Below are 15,963 nucleotides of genomic sequence, written 5' to 3'. Positions count from 1 at the left end.
GTATATCTATTATTACAATCATAAGCGAATTAAAATGAAGCTTGGCGGAAAGAGCCCTGTTACCTATAGAGAACAAGGCCAGACTGCAGCTTAAATACATATGACCAAAATTGTGGGTTCAGTGCACTACGTTCGCTCCGGGGTCTCGTCGACCTCTTTCTCCTGCAGGAGTCTCCCCATTCCCAAGCCACCCCTTACCGAAATTTTAAAACGGCCCCCGAAGCTCAATTGGGGTGAGTAATTAAACAACCACGCTTCTACATACATTATGCTTCCGTTCATTCTAAATAAGGCAAAGGTTGTCCGAGAAGTTGTGAGCCCTTTTGCGGCAGTAAGAGCCCATCTAGTTTTGGCGTGGAGGACCTAGCTCGCCGTGGAAAGCGAGTGATTTCTCAGACCACCTTACGATCAAACCTGGAAACGGAAGCATTCTCTCAGATTTGAGCCTTCCTTCCAAAAAGGTGACTTATATGGAACACTCAACTACCATCATTAAAGAGAGACCTATATAAAAAGCGCGTTGAGAGTTTATACTCTCACGCGCTTTATGATGTCCCTTACTTATAGTCCACACTTCAGCTGAGCGCCACAGTTTGTACATGTGTTACAGCCACCGGCGTCTTGGATTTTACCTTCGCGACAGACTGGGCATGTGTTGCCGACTTCAGAGCCGATGGTTACATCAGTCTTATCTAGTTCATGAACTGTATCCATTAGAACGACTTTACGGTCTTCTTCAAATAATTCTTGCTGTTCTTCGAATGAGTTGTCCTCTGCTTTAAGGGTAAGAACTTGAGCGTCACGGCTTCCGTCTACATAGACCGTTCCACCTTTTGCTCCTCCTCGGTACAGACGCTGATACACTTGTTCCACTTGTTCAACCGAGTACCCTTTTGGAGCGTTCACCGTTTTAGAAATAGAGCTATCCACCCAGCGTTGAATCACACACTGCACATCCGCATGAGATTCTGGTTCAAGTTCCATTGCCGTTACGAACCAATCAGGCAAGTTGTTTGGATCTTGCTCAGGGTGTTCACGTAGATACTCCTCTAAAATCTCAGCCTTCACTTCAATAAACTTACCAAGGCGACCGCTTCGGAAATAAGAGAAGGAGAAGTATGGCTCAAGCCCTGTAGATACGCCTACCATTGTACCCGTAGATCCTGTTGGAGCTACAGTTAAGAGGTGTGAGTTACGGATTCCGTAGTCTAGTATACCTTGGCGAATATCTTCAGGCATGCCTTGCATGTATCCGGTATTAATGAACTTCATACGAAGCTCTTTTGTTTCTTCTTCTGTTTGCCCTTCTAAGAACGGGAAACTTCCTTTTTCTTTTGCGAGTTCAATGGAAGTGCGGTAAGCAGTTGTGGCGATCGTTTCAAAGATCTCGTCCACTACTTTATTCCCTTCTTCAGAGCCATAGGCCGTTTCCGTATAGATGAGTAAATCGTGCAGTCCCATTACTCCAAGGCCAATACGGCGCTCACCTAGAGCTTGCTTCTTGTTTTCTTCAAGGAAATACGGAGTAGCATCGATCACGTTGTCTTGCATACGCACGCCTGTTTGAACCGTGTTTTTTAACTTTTCAAAGTCTACAACTTTCGCTTCTTTATCCGCTACAGAGGCAAGGTTAACGGCTGCAAGGTTACAGACAGAATATGGTGCAAGAGGTTGTTCCAATTTGTTATCCTATCGGCTTTTTATCCAATAGTTCTTACAGTTTAATTCCTGTAAGTTCAGCATACATTTTCATCAGCTTTATGTGATGTTGCGGTCTCGTGGGCGGATTATATTCTATAAACAGTTTCACCGCCTATGCGTTGCCCCTGACTAAATTTTTACTTTTAGCCTTCGGTTCGGATTAGCATCTCAGCCTTCCCGCTTTATCCCGCAATGATTTACATGAGGCAAACTATGCTACTTTACCACATGGATTCGTCGCCACTACCTTATGTCCATAACTTGTTGCATTTGTTTTATCGTTGGCGTTATCAATAAAGAAGATGCCTGGCTCCGCTGAATAGGTAGCGCAGATATTGATTAAGTTCCACAGGTCTTTTGCTTTCATACGGCGATACGTGCGAACTTTATATCCCTTATCCGCCCATTCGCGAACGTCACCAGATTCGTGCCATTCTTCATTGTACGCTTTCATTTCTTCTTTTGTATAACTTTCAACATCCGGGAAACGAAGATCATACATTTCATCATTCTCAACAGCGTCCATAAAGTCGTTTGTTAAACAAACAGAAATATTCGCACCTGTCAGGAACTCAGAGTTGTGTACATCATAATTTCCACCGAGATCTAGTTTTTCTTGTGCATCAGCGATGGCTGCATCTGTAAAGCCACCTCTTCCTTCTACGTTCTTATAATTGACGATGCTTTGATACATGTCACGCTCTGTTGCGGATAGAGGAGTAAATTTCAATTTGGCTTTCGCTTGTTGTTTGATGACTTCATCATCTACATTCTCAATCAAGAAGCGAAGGATACGTGGGTTTTGCATCTTCGAGATGATGAACTCCACGATATCTGGGTGCCAGTCTGCTAACATAATCATTTGAGCACCACGTCTTGATCCGCCCTGTTCGACAAGGTGGGTCAGTTTTGCAATATCATCTAACCAAGAAACAGAGCCTGATGATTTTCCGTTTACGCCTCTTGCAAGTGCGTTACGAGGACGTAGTGTTGAACCGTTTGTTCCAACACCGCCACCGCGACTCATAATCTCCATAACCTGCTTGCGGTGATCGGAAATGCCCTCACGGGAGTCTTGAATAAATGGCATGACGTAACAGTTGAAGTACGTTACATCCGTTTCAGAACCGGCTCCGTATAAAACACGGCCTGCTGGAATGAAGTTAAGGTTAGACAACTCATTGTAAAACTGTTGGAACGATTCTTGTCTTTTCGCTTCATCAGTTTCAACAGCAGCTAGTCCAGTTGCGTTACGCTTAGCGATCTGCTCATAGAAGACCTCAAGAGGCTTATCAATAACGTCTAGTTTACGATTGATAATGCCTGTTTCCACTTCTTCTGGTTTATCAAGTACGCTTCTGAATTCTGGCTCTACTTTCACTTCAGCTTTAGCCTGCTGCCAATCGATCGAGACAATGTAACCTAATCCTCTAGCTGGGAATTTAGGGTCGTCTTTAACAGTAAGTACGACAAAGTCCCCTTTAGTAAGCGTAACTTTCTCAGTATCTTTAAAAGCATAACGGTCTAGCATCACCAAACGGGATACACCAGCATGTGTGATGTTCATATCCTCGGTTACCGGATGTACTTGAGGAAATAAACCGATATCTTTATTAAGTTGTTCTATGTTGATTTGATTCATTGTTTCATTTGCGGTTTGCATGAGCATACCTCTCCTCTACCATAAAAAGTGTCGGTTGAACTCGACATAATCTAGATGATAACTCTTAAAAGCCCGTCGTTCAACTAATACATATAACATACCACAAAAATGAGTGAGCAAACAATATATTGTGTTCGACATTTTCGATACACCCATATATTGTGTTTTGAACAATGGATAGAAAAATTGTCAATCGCAAAATTCGCCAAGATTTGAAGCAAATAGAAGAAATATAAAGAGAAAAGATGCATTTTTGGATGGAACGTATTTTTTTCAAGATTGCCCTTCTTAACCTGTCTAGATCCTTCCCACACACGGGATAATTTCTCACAAAAATAATCCCTCATTTATTTAACAAGACTTCCCTTCATCTTCAAACCCTTTCAACTACTATCTCTACGATGAATAAAACAATAAGTTTCTCCTCTTAATAAATCTAAATAAAAAATTGTTCATCTATTTATGGACATTATTCTTCCCTTAGATATAGATCTATGACTCCATTCGCTTATTTTATATGCAGGAGATCTCCATCATCCAGGAGGCTTGACATACACGTTATACTGACAATGTGAAATTTTAAAAGCACTACCTAATCTAGCTTTAGAAAAAAACTTTGAATCTTATTATAAAGCAAACTATAATAGAGAAAGAAGATAGACTATAGGGGGAAGATTAATGACCGGATTATGGATACTACTTGGCTTACTTGTTGTCATTATCGGCTATGGCGTCATTAAGTATATGGCTCAACGTCGTTATTTGAAAACATTAACCTCTGAAGAATTCAGACAAGGTTACCGTAAAGCTCAATTAATTGATGTACGCGAACCAAACGAATTTAAATCAGGCCACATTTTAGGGGCCCGTAATATACCCGTTACTCAATTGAAGCAACGCTTACAAGAAGTTCGCCCTGACAAACCCGTTTATTTATACTGCCAGAACGGATCACGCGCTGCACGTGCCGCTTCTCTCCTTCACAAGAAGGGCTACAATGACTTAAATCAGCTGCAGGGCGGATTTAAGAAATGGGATGGAAAAGTTAAATCAAGTTAAGAGTAAGAGCGATTTAATGGTTCCTTATTCAAAAAGACTCCTCAACATTGAGGAGTCTTTTCTTTGTGCATTTATTTCAGATAACGTAAAACTGGCTTACGAGCAGCAGTTGTTTCATCCATACGTCCTACAATCGTCGTATGTGGAGCTTCTTGAACAATCTCAGGATTATCTTTAGCTTCCTGATGAATTTGTCTCATTGCTTCAATAAACTCATCTAGCGTCTCCTTCGCTTCTGTTTCCGTTGGTTCAACCATCATTGCTTCTTCTACGTTTAACGGGAAGTAAATTGTAGGTGGATGATAGCCGAAATCAAGGAGACGTTTGGCCATATCAAGTGTTCTAACGCCAAGCTTTTTCTGACGCTTCCCTGATAGCACGAATTCGTGTTTACAATGCTGAGAAAACGGTAGATCAAAATCTTTTTCAAGTTCTCTCATCATATAGTTCGCATTTAAAACAGCGTATTCACTTACTTGTTTTAAGCCTTTAGCCCCCATTGTCCGGATGTACGTATAAGCCCGAACATTAATTCCGAAGTTCCCAAAGTAAGGCTTAACACGTCCGATTGAATCGGGGCGGTTATCATCAAAGACATAACGTTCTTGAACCTTTGTTACGATTGGCTTAGGCAGATAAGGAGCTAAGTCACTTTTTACACCGACAGGACCAGAACCAGGACCACCCCCACCATGAGGACCAGTAAATGTTTTGTGTAAGTTCAAGTGGACAACATCAAATCCCATATCTCCTGGACGAGCGTATCCAAGGATAGCATTTAAGTTGGCACCGTCATAATAAAGTTTACCGCCTGCTTCATGGATGATCTCGGCCATTTCTAAGATCTCTTCTTCAAATAAACCGAGTGTATTTGGGTTTGTAAGCATAAGAGCAGCTGTGTTCTCATCAACCACACGTTTTAAGTCATCTAAATCGACAAGCCCTTTTTCATTCGATTTAACCGTTACCGCTTCAAAACCAGCTACCGTTGCAGAGGCAGGATTCGTTCCATGCGCAGAGTCAGGTACAATTACTTTCGTACGATTATAGTCCCCATTCGCTTCGTGGTAGGCACGAATCATCATAAGTCCTGTCCACTCACCATGAGCTCCAGCAGCAGGTTGCAGCGTAACTTGATCCATACCTGTAATGGCTTCAAGAGATGTCTGAAGATCATACATTAAACCTAGTGCCCCTTGAACCGATTCAGGAGCTTGCAAAGGATGAATGTGACTAAATCCAGGCATACGAGCTACATCTTCATTCATTTTAGGGTTGTACTTCATCGTACAAGACCCTAGTGGATAAAATCCTGAGTCCACACCGTGATTCCGTTTGGAGAGAGCCGTGTAGTGACGCATAATCTGCAGTTCACTTACTTCAGGCAAATCAGCATCCGTGCTTCTGACGTATGGGACTTCAATGTCTAAGTCTACCTCTGGTACATCTAAATCAGGCAAACTAAATCCTACGCGTCCTTCTTGACTATGTTCAAAGATGAGCGGAAAATCTTCGTTACGCATATACATCCCCCAATTCCTTCACAAATCGATCGATCTCTTCCTTTGTACGCATTTCGGTCACGGCTACAAGCATATGGCCACCTAAATCAGAATGAACCCTTTCTAGGTCAAGACCACCAATCATCCCTTTTTCTTGAAGCTTTTCATTAAGTGTCGTTACAGAACCTTGAACTTGCAGAACAAATTCATTAAAGAAAGCATTTGAATACAACACTTGGAAGCCAGCATCTTCGAACTTTTTCTTCGCATAGCGGGCTTTTTGCATGTTTTGATAGGCCATTTCTTTAATGCCGTTCTTTCCAAGCGCACTAAGGGCAACAGATGTACCTAGTGCATTCAAGGCTTGGTTAGAACAAATGTTAGATGTGGCTTTATCCCTTCTGATGTGTTGTTCACGAGCTTGCAACGTTAACACAAAGCCTCTTCGCCCTTCTTCATCTTGTGTTTGGCCTACAAGACGCCCTGGAACTTTTCTCATTAGTTTCTTGGTCGTAGCGAAGTAACCACAGTGCGGTCCACCAAACTGTGCAGGAATACCGAACACTTGAGTATCGCCTACAACAATATCCGCTCCAAATTCACCAGGTGGTGTGAGATACCCGAGAGCTAGAGGATTACTTGAAACAATAAACATTGCTTTTGAATCTTTTAAGATCTCTTGTACATCTTCTAAAGGCTCAATTTGTCCGAAGAAGTTCGGATATTGAATGACGACGCCAGCAGTTTCTTCATCTAACTCATCTGCTAACATAGATAGGTTTGTCAAACCCTCTCTTGCTTCGATCTCAACCACTTCAATGTTTTGTCCCATTGCATAAGAATGAATAACTTCTAAAGAGTGAGGGTGAATGGCTTTAGATACAAGAACTTTTTTCTTTCTTGTTTGCCCAGCGCTTAGCGTCACCGCCTCTGCAAGTGAGGTGCCCCCGTCGTACATAGAAGAGTTAGATACTTCCATCCCTGTTAGCTCAGATATCATCGTCTGGAATTCAAAGATTGCTTGTAGCTCTCCTTGAGAAATTTCTGGCTGATAAGGAGTGTAAGCTGTATAGAATTCTGAACGAGACAGTACATGATCTACAATGGAAGGAATGTAATGATCATAAACCCCTGCCCCTAGAAAAGATGTATAGTCTTTCGTGTTAATGTTTTCTCCAGCTAGTTGAGCCAATTCTTTCATTAACTCTGGCTCACTTGCGCTAGGCTTTATGTTTAAATCTCCTTTGAAACGAACCTTCTCAGGGATATCACTAAATAAAACATCTGTTGATTCAACGCCAATACTGTTTAACATAGATCGTTTATCATGATCGGTCATAGGTAAATATCGAAATGTCATTGTAAAACCTCCCTCTTCCTTATCCTTACCGCTTATAAAATGGTGTTGGTATTACTTTAGCTTTCAACAATCTTTTACGAACCTGAACGAGAAGTTCGGTATCAGGGTCCGTATATTGATTAGGAACAACGGCAAGGCCTATATTTTTCTCTAATGTCGGAGACTGTGTACCCGTGGTAACAAAACCAATTTCCTTATCGCCATCAAGTACTTTATAACCGTGGCGCGGAATCCCTTTATCGATCATTTCAAGACCTACCAGTTTGCGCTCTGTTCCTTCTTCTTTTTGTTTCTTAAGAACAGGCTTACCAATAAAGTCACCTTCTTTATCCACTTTGACAGCAAATCCAAGTCCAGCTTCAATTGGCGTAATATCTGCACTTAGTTCCTGCCCATATAAAGGAAGCTTTGCTTCAAAACGAAGCGTGTCCCTTGCTCCAAGACCAACAGGAAGTACACCATCCTTCTCGCCTTCAGTAAGAATGGCTCTCCAAAGCGCTCCCCCAGCATCTGGATGAATATAAATCTCAAATCCATCTTCTCCTGTATAACCCGTACGAGAAACAAGCGCTGCATGTTCAACACCACTAAAGGAGACATCTTGCAAGAATCGGAAGAATTTGATTTCAGAAAGATCTTGATCCGTTAAACGTTGTAAAACCGCTTCAGCCTTCGGTCCTTGAATAGCAAGTTGGACATACTGGTCGGAGACGTTATCGAGGGTAGCATTTTCTGTTAAATTTTCCTTTAGCCAATTGAAATCCTTGTCTGTATTCGCTGCATTCACTACAAGCAAATAGGATTGCTCCTTCAACTTATAGACAATCAGATCATCAACCGTCCCTCCGTTTTCATAGCAAAGAAACGTATATTGCGCCCGGTTAGGTGTTAATTTAGTCACATCATTCGTGAGCATCTTTTGCAGATAAGCTTCACTTTCTGGTCCCTCTACTAAAATTTCTCCCATATGAGAGACATCAAATAACCCTGCGCTATTTCGTGTTGCATGATGTTCTTCTTTAATAGATGTAAATTGAACAGGCAGGTCCCATCCTCCAAAGTCTACTGTTTTTGCTCCCCAATCCCCATAATGAGGGTGGAGTGGTGTACGTTTTAAATCAGCCATTTTAAATATCCCCCTATGTACATAATCGTTCGAACTTGCGCTATTTTTCTGAAAATTAAACATAAAAAAACAGAGAATCCACATTTCTTGTGTCATTCCCTGTCCGTTAACCAGAAAGTTTCGCAGTAGATCTTGGCTGCTTTCTTCTTGGGTGGCCTTACGTAGGCACTCTCCAGAGGTGCGTCCTACAAGAGTCTTTTTGCCTGAGAGATTCACATCACTGTTTGCTCCTTCGGCGCCGCCAAGTTACTGCGGTCTCTCCTCTTGTAATCATTCGCGATCATAATATTTTCATAAATGGTTCATACTAATTCATAAACGTTACGGAATAGTAAACACTAGTTTACAAATTCACTGTCATTATATCACACGGTTTTTGCACTGTGCACAAAAATTTATTGCTTTTAAAGGTAGGGTTACGCATGAATCCATCTATACAGATCAATACATCTATTGATCCAATAGTCGCAACAAACTTACAGTCAGAAGGCCCTTTTGCTTCATGGGAATTGTTCCAGATGGCTTATGAAACATCAAAGCATGTTGCAACACCTGAATTTAAAGGGCTACAATCACCTAAATACTTACCTCACGTCGACTTTCTTCCTCACCAATTAAATTGTGCTGAACAAGTGGTGGAAGAAATGAGCGGACGTGCAATCCTAGCAGACGAAGTAGGTCTTGGTAAAACGATAGAAGCAGGATTAATTTTAAAAGAATACATGATTCGTGGACTTGTAAAAAAAGTACTCATACTAGCCCCAGCCTCTCTCGTCAATCAGTGGGTACAAGAAATGAACCAGAAGTTCTATATCCCTGCAGCAGCTCAAAGGAAGTCCGCGATCTGGGACTATGATGTTGTCGTATCTTCTATTGATACAGCTAAACGACCTCCACACCGGGAGAAAATCTTAGAAACAGAATATGACCTCATTATCATCGATGAGGCTCATAAATTAAAAAACCATAAAACGAAAAACTACGCCTTCGTCCGATCACTAAAAAAGAAATACTGCCTTCTTCTTACGGCCACTCCGGTGCAGAACCACTTGGTTGATATTTTTAATTTAGTGTCTATTTTAAAACCAGGTCACTTAGGGAACTATGAAGACTTCACAAAACGCTTTGGAAGAAATCGAAACCAGCTCTCAAATGATGAACACCTAAAAGAATTAGTCAAGAAAGTCATGGTCCGTAACCGCCGAGATGAAACAGGTGTGGACTGGACAAAGCGTAACGTAGAAACCGTCTACATTGATTTCACAGAAGAAGAAAAGAACGCTTATAAAAAGCTGTCTGAAGTTACAAGTGGAGGGATGGCTTTTTCCAACATCGTTCTTTTGAGAGAATTATGCTCAAGCCGTGAAGCGTGTTTCCTTTCTATTCAGAGTATGTTGAAGAATGAAGAGATCCATCCTTCAAGAGCCGAACAACTACAAGAGATGATTGGCTACATCGAGAAAATGCCTCATCACGCGAAAGCTCAAAAAGTCGTTGACTTAATCTCGAAGACGGATCAAAAATTCATTATTTTCACGGAGTATAGAGCTTCTCAGTACTATCTTCAGTGGTATTTGCAACAGCACGGCATTACATCCGTTCCATTTAGGGGTGGCTTCAAGAGAAGTAAAAAGGATTGGATGAAACACCTCTTCCAAAACCACGCTCAGGTTCTAATAGCTACAGAAGCTGGAGGCGAAGGAATTAACTTGCAGTTCTGTAACAATATGATTAACTACGACTTACCTTGGAATCCGATGCGCCTCGAACAACGAATCGGACGAATCCATCGGTTTGGACAGAAAGAAGACGTTAATATTTACAACTTTGCGATTCGAGACACAATTGAAGAACACGTTCTTTCTCTTCTTTATGAGAAAATCCATCTCTTCCAAAGAGTCGTCGGGAATTTAGATGCCATCTTGCAAAAGCTAGAGCTTGATAATTTAGAAGATGAAATTCAATCGATTTTTACGGAGTCTGCTTCAGACGGGGAAATGAAAGTTAAGCTCAATAACTTATCTTCCGTTATTGCGTACGCAATGGAAGAAGAAGATCAGGAGGTGGAAATGGATGGAACAACAGGCGCTTCATAGTTTCTTACACCGCTATTTCACCGCCAATGAATGCTCGATTCTAGAAGACCGTGATGGCGTTATGAAAGTTCAGTTAACAGAAGAGCAAGATGAGGTGCTGATGAACCGACCGTTTTACTGGAATTATGTAAAGAGGGTGAATGGAAGAGGGATCCCTATGCAAGTCACTTTTATTACGAACCCAAACCGCCGTGAAGAAAAAGGGGAATGGCTTCACTTTGGCTCCCCTCGTGTTCACCAGATGTTTCAGATGCTTCGAAAAAAAGGACAACTCACAAGGCAATATGAACAAGTAGAGACGAACCAACAAACAAGCCTCACTCCATGGCTTATCCTGAATGCATCGATCAATTATAAAGGGACTCAAAAACGACAGGAAATCGTCTCATTAGGTCTTCAGTTGATCAACGGAAGTATTATACCGCATTTCATGGACCGTTTAGGCTCGATCTCCCTTTCCCCTAAGATTACAGACTACTGCTTTACGTTAACACCCATTATTAAGCTACCAAGTGCATTAAAACGGATTGAAGCCTATATACATGGGAACGTTACGAAACAGGACCTTTCTTGGGGCGAAGATGCATTACGGTTGTTAGAAGAAGAAAAACAATTATTAGAGCACTTTTATAAAAATGATGTTCAATCTGAAGATGATGAAGAGGAAGCTTTCGAGCATAAAGCCGAAGCACTCGAGAGGCTCGAGCGAGAGCAAAGTGCTCTGCAAAAACGATATGAACCTAAAATTGAATTGGACGTAATTAATGCAGGAATGATTTATATTAGTCAGTCCACCTCTTCAAAACTGATTACAGACCACCTAAATAACTAAAAGTAGCGTCTAAAGTATTTAGACGCTGCTTTTACCAATATATTCTGGTGCTTCAAAACACAAAAAAGTCGCATGATCTAATGAAGAACACGCGACTTATACTACTATGGAATGGATATTATTTAACATGCTTTTTAAACATAAACTTCAAAGCAAAAGGCAACATTCCAAACCATTTAGAACTTATAGCTTCTTGCTGCTTCTTTTGTTCTTTTCGTTTCTTTCGTTCATCTTCAGGTAGATCCATATACTTCACAATTTCTTGCGTCATAAATTTCACATAGTCATTTCCAGACATAGTCCTCACCTCACATTAGGTGTACATGAGTAGTATGTCCAAAAACCTCTTATTTTATAACGTCCACTACTTGAACAACTATTTCATCCACAGTCCGATCAGTTGTGTTAACCGTCACATCAGCCCATTCTTTATAAGTAGGCAGTCGCTTTTCAAACAAAGCATGCCTTTTTTTATGATCTTGATTCCAAAGCGGTCGATTCGGATCATCTTGAAGACGTTCTATAATCGAATCGAAATCAGTATGTAAATATACAATACTACCGGAGTTTTCCATCACAGTCTGATTATCATTGGTTTCAATAATTCCCCCACCAGTAGCTATAACAGCATCTTTATTTTTCACTGCGCTTAAAGCTTCTGCTTCATACTTACGGAAAGAAGCTTCCCCACCTTCAGCAAAAATATCTGGTATGCTTTTTTCATTCCTTTCCTCAATGAACTGATCTAAATCAATAAAAGGCATCTGAAGTCGTTCAGCCAGTCGTTTTCCAACACTGGATTTACCGCTCCCCATAAATCCAATCAAATAGATGTTTTTCAATCCCTTACCTCCTTAGTGTAGAGGCTGGTCTAATGTAGCCTGAATCAATGTCATGAGTCTAGGAGACACAGAATCAGGGTCAACCATGCCGTCTTTCTCTGTTTTCACTTGCATAAGGTCTTTTAAAATTTCATGTTGAGCATCCCCAAGATCAACGCCACCTTGCTCTAATGCAAACTTCAAAGCATACACTCGTTCATGCAAAACTTCTCGATCCAAAATCATCCACTCCTTTTGCCGTTTTATTCATCTTATCACAGCAAGAGCCATGAGAGCCACGGGGGACAGGTTCATCGTCCCATCGTGTCTTGAAATTGAGAGAATGTTTCCGTTTGCTTAAATCGAGCGTAAGGTGGTAAAACAAAAACATGCAGTATGTGGCAACCTTGCAATTCATATCACCATTAAATGTTGATATTAACAGATCTTAAAAAAATAATTAGAAAAAAGAAGGAATTCCTCTTAACTTGTCGAAACCTTAACCAAACCACAATAGGAGGTGTTTCATGGATTGAATTTTGTCACCCAGCAGTCTGAAGACATTTTAACTAAAGCCACCACACAGCGTTCCTCTGATATTCACTTTTGTCCAGAAGGTGATTCGGTTCATATTTATTTTCGAATCGATGGCTACCGCACCTTTTCCTCATCCCTCACCCGACAGCAGTACACACCGCTTCTTTCTTACTTTAAGTTCACATCAGGTATGGACATTGGAGAAACCCTCACGCCACAAGACGGGAAATCTCAGTATGTGAGCGGGACCCACTCGTATGATTTGCGCCTTTCAACCTTGCCTCTTGAAGAAACCGAAAGCCTCGCCATTCGCATTCTTCCTCAGAAGGAAGATCTTCCACTTGAATCCCTTTTTTTATTTCCAACTCAAACAAATCAACTAAGGAAATGGATCGGCCGACATACAGGAATCATCCTATTTACAGGCCCGACGGGAAGCGGAAAAACGACAACCCTCTATGCGTTACTGCAAACATTATTAAAAGAACAGTCGTACCAGACCATCACACTAGAAGATCCTATTGAACAAAGGCTTCACGATATTCTCCAAGTACAAGTAAACGAGAAAGCAGGTATGGATTACTACGCCGGTCTTAAGGCTGCCCTTCGGCATGACCCAGATATCTTAATGCTCGGCGAGATCAGGGATGAGAAGACGGCTCAATTTGCCTTTCACGCTGCGCACACAGGTCATCCGGTTATCTTAATAGGTAGTTTAAATAAATTCTTAATCTTTCCTAACAATATAAAAGGGGCAGGATGATTAATAACACCCTGTCCCGAAGATGGAATCTTTATTGTATTGGAGTAAATTTCACACTCGTTCCTAACCTTAATGAATCACCACTTACAGCTTGAAATACATAGGAGGGCTCGCCATAGCTTCCGCCGAGTGTAACCCCAATGTCTCTTTCATAAACTTCAGAGTCGACAAACATATTACCTGATCCACTTACTGAAGATGCTTCGTACCTTCCTGGTGGTAGATCCTTACCAATGGAATAGTGACCGGCTCCTAAAACGATGGGCTCACTTTCTGCTTTGACAATACCAGTTTCTATCTTTTCCAACTCTTTACTTCTTGCCTCAATATTTTTCGATATTGATCGCAGCTCTTCTTCCGCTGAATTCTTCTTACTTATCATTTGATCTTTTTTTAGTTCTAAATCCCTGAGTTCTTTATACTTCTCTTCATACTCTTCCCATTCAGATTGTTTTTCTTTTAAGTCTTTATCCGCCTCTATAAGCTCACCTTTTACAGACGTTAGTTCATTCCTCTTTTTCTCAAGATCACTAATTTCTGAAGTTAATTTTTCATATTTTATAACCTCATCATTAGCTTCAACCTCTAGTGCAGATTGCCCTATGTAGCCCCCAACAATTAAAGCAAATAAAAACCCTGTAATTAAGACAGTAGGAATAACCCATTTCTTCTCTTTTAAATTTTCTAATTGCACTAATAACTTCCTCCCCATTAGCTTTATTACTAAAAGTATAACTAAGGTATTATAAATGTGTAAACTTTTTCCTCGTAAGATGGCTTATATTAATTATGTAAAAATACGGATATGCGTGCAGAAATTTAAAAACTGTAAAATCTCCCAATATAAAGAGGGGAAAAGTTTTCGTTGAAGAATTTATCTTACAAAAGGAGGTGCTATTACATATGAAATCACCAGCAGTATCATTTAGAGAATACATTAACTTTGTGAAGGATAATCAAAAATATTTTTATGAACCGATGGGCAACCCTGTGCTTAAATATGGGATGGATGAAATACTACGTAGGTCTAAGCATGTAGATGGTTACACAGAGCTTGATGAAAAGAGCGATTTAAAATATCTATGTGACTTATTTGAAGCGAATTAACGAACATAAATAAAATAGGGCCTCAACCCTAATTTGGTTGAGGCCCTATAAACTACTTGATTACTTTATACCACCAGTCTCGATCAATCAGCCACTTCTCAAAATCAATACGACGTTTATAGCTTAAACCACCCGTGGTTGCTGTAGGGTTTTTCTTGCCTGAGAATTTAACTTGAGCCCACCAGCCTTTTGCCTTGAAATACTCGGACACCTCGTTTAAAGCTTTGTCACCTAACCCACCCGTCTTGATCCGAACGGTTTTAGAGTGTGCCTTGTCTATCTGTTCCTTGGTGTTATCTCCATAGATTCCGTCTACCTCTAGATCGTGATCCTGTTGGAATTCTTTAAGGGCTCGTTCAGTATCTTCTCCAAAAGCCCCATCTGCGCCAAAATCTCCGATATCATATCCTAACTCATTCAACCGTTCTTGGAGGGCTTTAACCTCTGCACCACTATTACCCTTTTCAAGATAACTAGTGAGCAAATGAGTAGGTCGTTTTCCTTGGGATAGATCTTTCCACGTTAATCCGTCTGTTAACTCTAGATGAGGGTAGTCTTTGAAAGAGGACCAATCCCCTCCCCAGGAGAAACCCATCGACTTAGCGATAGCAGCCACGCGCTTCCAATCGCTATTGATAGTCCATACTGATTCTTCGCCATCTTCTGATGTTAAGAAGTAATCAATCGCTAATCCATAATTGTGGACTGATTGACCTGCTTTAGCATTAGTTACAATATTACCGGATGTTGTGCGTCCTTGCTCAAATAACCTTTGCTGATGTTCGCGAGAACGATGACCAGAACTAATTTGCACATTAATTCCTTCTGCGTATGCTTGCTGGATAAGATAGATTGCCTTTTGCCTTACAGTCGGATGCACATCACCCATATTTCTAACTGACCGATCTATTAGTGTTTGTAATGATACCCTCATTTTTATGCCCCCTTATTTTTATCTGAATAACTACTGTCCTTAAAGGCTTCTATTGCCTTCTTTAACGGCAAAGGTACTGGCATACCCATTTTTCCTAGGTTCTCAGTAATGCTCACAAATTCATTTACCAAGTAATACAAAACTGTTGCAGCCATAACGCTTACCTTAAATTCACCAAGAGCCAAAGGTTCGCCAATCTGGTCTAGATAAACCTTGTCAATTACATGAGCAATGGCTACCATCCCGAAGATCATTACTTTTTTCGGGATCCCCCAGAAACCAACTTGGGCATTCAGTTTACCTTGGTGCCATGCAGCCATAATTCCACTTACATAATCAAACGTGACAAAACAAATAAGCGCCCCTAAAAGGACGCTCCATTCTCCATAAAGATAAGATAAGACTATAGATAACGTTGCCGTCACCCCTTTTGCAGAGTTAATCATCATATCCATTCTTGTC

The 15,963-nt window shown here is 40.9% G+C and carries 15 protein-coding genes, 2 pseudogenes and 2 riboswitches; of the genes and pseudogenes, 6 read left to right on the top strand and 11 right to left on the bottom strand.

The window, feature by feature from the left end:
• Positions 1-4 precede the first annotated feature (4 nt).
• Complete coding sequence (locus IEW76_RS05660; protein ID WP_373285995.1) at positions 5-94, top strand: IS3 family transposase; 90 nt, start codon at positions 5-7, stop codon at positions 92-94.
• 467 nt (positions 95-561) lie between these two features.
• On the opposite strand, the pseudogene IEW76_RS05655 reads toward IEW76_RS05660, so the two are convergent.
• Positions 562-1,677 (bottom strand): annotated as a pseudogene (locus IEW76_RS05655) (ribonucleotide reductase barrel domain-containing protein); the annotation flags it as partial.
• A gap of 250 nt (positions 1,678-1,927) precedes the next feature.
• Positions 1,928-3,364: pseudogene (locus IEW76_RS05650) on the bottom strand (vitamin B12-dependent ribonucleotide reductase); the annotation flags it as partial.
• 678 nt (positions 3,365-4,042) lie between these two features.
• On the opposite strand from IEW76_RS05650, the gene IEW76_RS05645 reads away from it, so the two are divergent.
• Positions 4,043-4,423 carry a rhodanese-like domain-containing protein gene (locus IEW76_RS05645; protein ID WP_188651675.1) on the top strand — a complete coding sequence of 127 codons (381 nt, stop codon included), beginning with the start codon at positions 4,043-4,045 and terminating at the stop codon, positions 4,421-4,423.
• A 71-nt stretch (positions 4,424-4,494) separates the two neighbouring features.
• Here the strand turns inward: IEW76_RS05645 and gcvPB are convergent, their stop codons facing one another.
• Genes gcvPB through gcvT form a run of 3 tightly spaced genes read right to left on the bottom strand, consistent with a single transcriptional unit; the run spans position 4,495 to position 8,411 of the window.
• Positions 4,495-5,946, bottom strand: a complete 1,452-nt coding sequence (gcvPB, locus tag IEW76_RS05640) for an aminomethyl-transferring glycine dehydrogenase subunit GcvPB (RefSeq protein WP_188651673.1) — start codon at positions 5,944-5,946, stop codon at positions 4,495-4,497.
• Positions 5,939-7,285 (bottom strand): aminomethyl-transferring glycine dehydrogenase subunit GcvPA, encoded by a 1,347-nt coding sequence (gcvPA, locus tag IEW76_RS05635; RefSeq protein WP_188651671.1) that lies wholly within the window; start codon positions 7,283-7,285, stop codon positions 5,939-5,941. Before gcvPA ends, gcvPB begins: the two co-directional genes overlap by 8 nt.
• Before the next feature lie 25 nt (positions 7,286-7,310).
• On the bottom strand, positions 7,311-8,411 hold the full coding sequence (gene gcvT, locus IEW76_RS05630) for a glycine cleavage system aminomethyltransferase GcvT (RefSeq protein WP_188651669.1): 1,101 nt from the start codon (positions 8,409-8,411) through the stop codon (positions 7,311-7,313).
• Between the two features lie 97 nt (positions 8,412-8,508).
• Positions 8,509-8,589, bottom strand: a riboswitch (glycine riboswitch).
• A 3-nt stretch (positions 8,590-8,592) separates the two neighbouring features.
• A riboswitch (glycine riboswitch) is annotated at positions 8,593-8,685 on the bottom strand.
• Between the two features lie 148 nt (positions 8,686-8,833).
• Here gcvT and IEW76_RS05625 point away from each other — a divergent pair.
• Entirely contained in the window at positions 8,834-10,507 is a 1,674-nt protein-coding gene (locus IEW76_RS05625; RefSeq protein WP_188651667.1) for a DEAD/DEAH box helicase, read from the top strand.
• Positions 10,485-11,339, top strand: coding sequence for a YqhG family protein (locus IEW76_RS05620; protein WP_188651665.1), 855 nt, complete (start codon positions 10,485-10,487; stop codon positions 11,337-11,339). The genes IEW76_RS05625 and IEW76_RS05620 overlap by 23 nt, the downstream gene beginning before the upstream one ends.
• A gap of 118 nt (positions 11,340-11,457) precedes the next feature.
• On the opposite strand, the gene IEW76_RS05615 is transcribed toward IEW76_RS05620, so the two are convergent.
• Genes IEW76_RS05615 through IEW76_RS05605 form a run of 3 tightly spaced genes read right to left on the bottom strand, consistent with a single transcriptional unit; the run spans position 11,458 to position 12,400 of the window.
• Positions 11,458-11,637, bottom strand: coding sequence for a YqzE family protein (locus IEW76_RS05615; RefSeq protein ID WP_188651663.1), 180 nt, complete (start codon positions 11,635-11,637; stop codon positions 11,458-11,460).
• 49 nt (positions 11,638-11,686) lie between these two features.
• Entirely contained in the window at positions 11,687-12,181 is a 495-nt protein-coding gene (locus tag IEW76_RS05610) for a shikimate kinase (RefSeq protein ID WP_188651661.1), read from the bottom strand.
• 12 nt (positions 12,182-12,193) lie between these two features.
• The gene (locus tag IEW76_RS05605; protein ID WP_036782098.1) at positions 12,194-12,400 is read right to left on the bottom strand and encodes a hypothetical protein; all 207 of its coding nucleotides are present in this window, start codon (positions 12,398-12,400) and stop codon (positions 12,194-12,196) included.
• A 292-nt stretch (positions 12,401-12,692) separates the two neighbouring features.
• On the opposite strand from IEW76_RS05605, the gene IEW76_RS05600 reads away from it, so the two are divergent.
• Complete coding sequence (locus IEW76_RS05600) at positions 12,693-13,460, top strand: ATPase, T2SS/T4P/T4SS family (protein ID WP_188651659.1); 768 nt, start codon at positions 12,693-12,695, stop codon at positions 13,458-13,460.
• Between the two features lie 31 nt (positions 13,461-13,491).
• Here the strand turns inward: IEW76_RS05600 and IEW76_RS05595 are convergent, their stop codons facing one another.
• Positions 13,492-14,154: a hypothetical protein gene (locus IEW76_RS05595; protein WP_188651657.1), complete on the bottom strand. Its 663-nt coding sequence runs from the start codon at positions 14,152-14,154 to the stop codon at positions 13,492-13,494.
• 209 nt (positions 14,155-14,363) lie between these two features.
• Here IEW76_RS05595 and IEW76_RS05590 point away from each other — a divergent pair, with 209 nt between their 5' ends.
• Positions 14,364-14,567, top strand: a complete 204-nt coding sequence (locus IEW76_RS05590; RefSeq protein WP_188651655.1) for a hypothetical protein — start codon at positions 14,364-14,366, stop codon at positions 14,565-14,567.
• 52 nt (positions 14,568-14,619) lie between these two features.
• Here the strand turns inward: IEW76_RS05590 and IEW76_RS05585 are convergent, their stop codons facing one another.
• Positions 14,620-15,501 (bottom strand): peptidoglycan-binding protein, encoded by an 882-nt coding sequence (locus tag IEW76_RS05585; protein WP_229721133.1) that lies wholly within the window; start codon positions 15,499-15,501, stop codon positions 14,620-14,622.
• Between the two features lie 2 nt (positions 15,502-15,503).
• The gene (locus IEW76_RS05580) at positions 15,504-15,956 is read right to left on the bottom strand and encodes a phage holin family protein (protein WP_188651654.1); all 453 of its coding nucleotides are present in this window, start codon (positions 15,954-15,956) and stop codon (positions 15,504-15,506) included.
• Positions 15,957-15,963 lie beyond the last annotated feature (7 nt).

This window comes from Pontibacillus salipaludis (genome assembly GCF_014642405.1).
GTDB classification, from domain to species: domain Bacteria; phylum Bacillota; class Bacilli; order Bacillales; family BH030062; genus Pontibacillus; species Pontibacillus salipaludis.
This window is presented reverse-complemented; position numbering and strand designations above follow the sequence as displayed.

Excerpts from the sequence above, each read along its gene's own strand:
- IEW76_RS05645 (WP_188651675.1), top strand. The coding sequence starts at position 4,043 with ATGACCGGATTATGGATACTACTTGGCTTACTTGTTGTCATTATCGGC.
- gcvPB (WP_188651673.1), bottom strand. The coding sequence starts at position 5,946 with ATGCGTAACGAAGATTTTCCGCTCATCTTTGAACATAGTCAAGAAGGA.
- gcvPA (WP_188651671.1), bottom strand. The coding sequence starts at position 7,285 with ATGACATTTCGATATTTACCTATGACCGATCATGATAAACGATCTATG.
- gcvT (WP_188651669.1), bottom strand. The coding sequence starts at position 8,411 with ATGGCTGATTTAAAACGTACACCACTCCACCCTCATTATGGGGATTGG.
- IEW76_RS05625 (WP_188651667.1), top strand. The coding sequence starts at position 8,834 with ATGAATCCATCTATACAGATCAATACATCTATTGATCCAATAGTCGCA.
- IEW76_RS05620 (WP_188651665.1), top strand. The coding sequence starts at position 10,485 with ATGGAACAACAGGCGCTTCATAGTTTCTTACACCGCTATTTCACCGCC.
- IEW76_RS05615 (WP_188651663.1), bottom strand. The coding sequence starts at position 11,637 with ATGTCTGGAAATGACTATGTGAAATTTATGACGCAAGAAATTGTGAAG.
- IEW76_RS05590 (WP_188651655.1), top strand. The coding sequence starts at position 14,364 with ATGAAATCACCAGCAGTATCATTTAGAGAATACATTAACTTTGTGAAG.
- IEW76_RS05585 (WP_229721133.1), bottom strand. The coding sequence starts at position 15,501 with ATGAGGGTATCATTACAAACACTAATAGATCGGTCAGTTAGAAATATG.
- IEW76_RS05580 (WP_188651654.1), bottom strand. The coding sequence starts at position 15,956 with ATGGATATGATGATTAACTCTGCAAAAGGGGTGACGGCAACGTTATCT.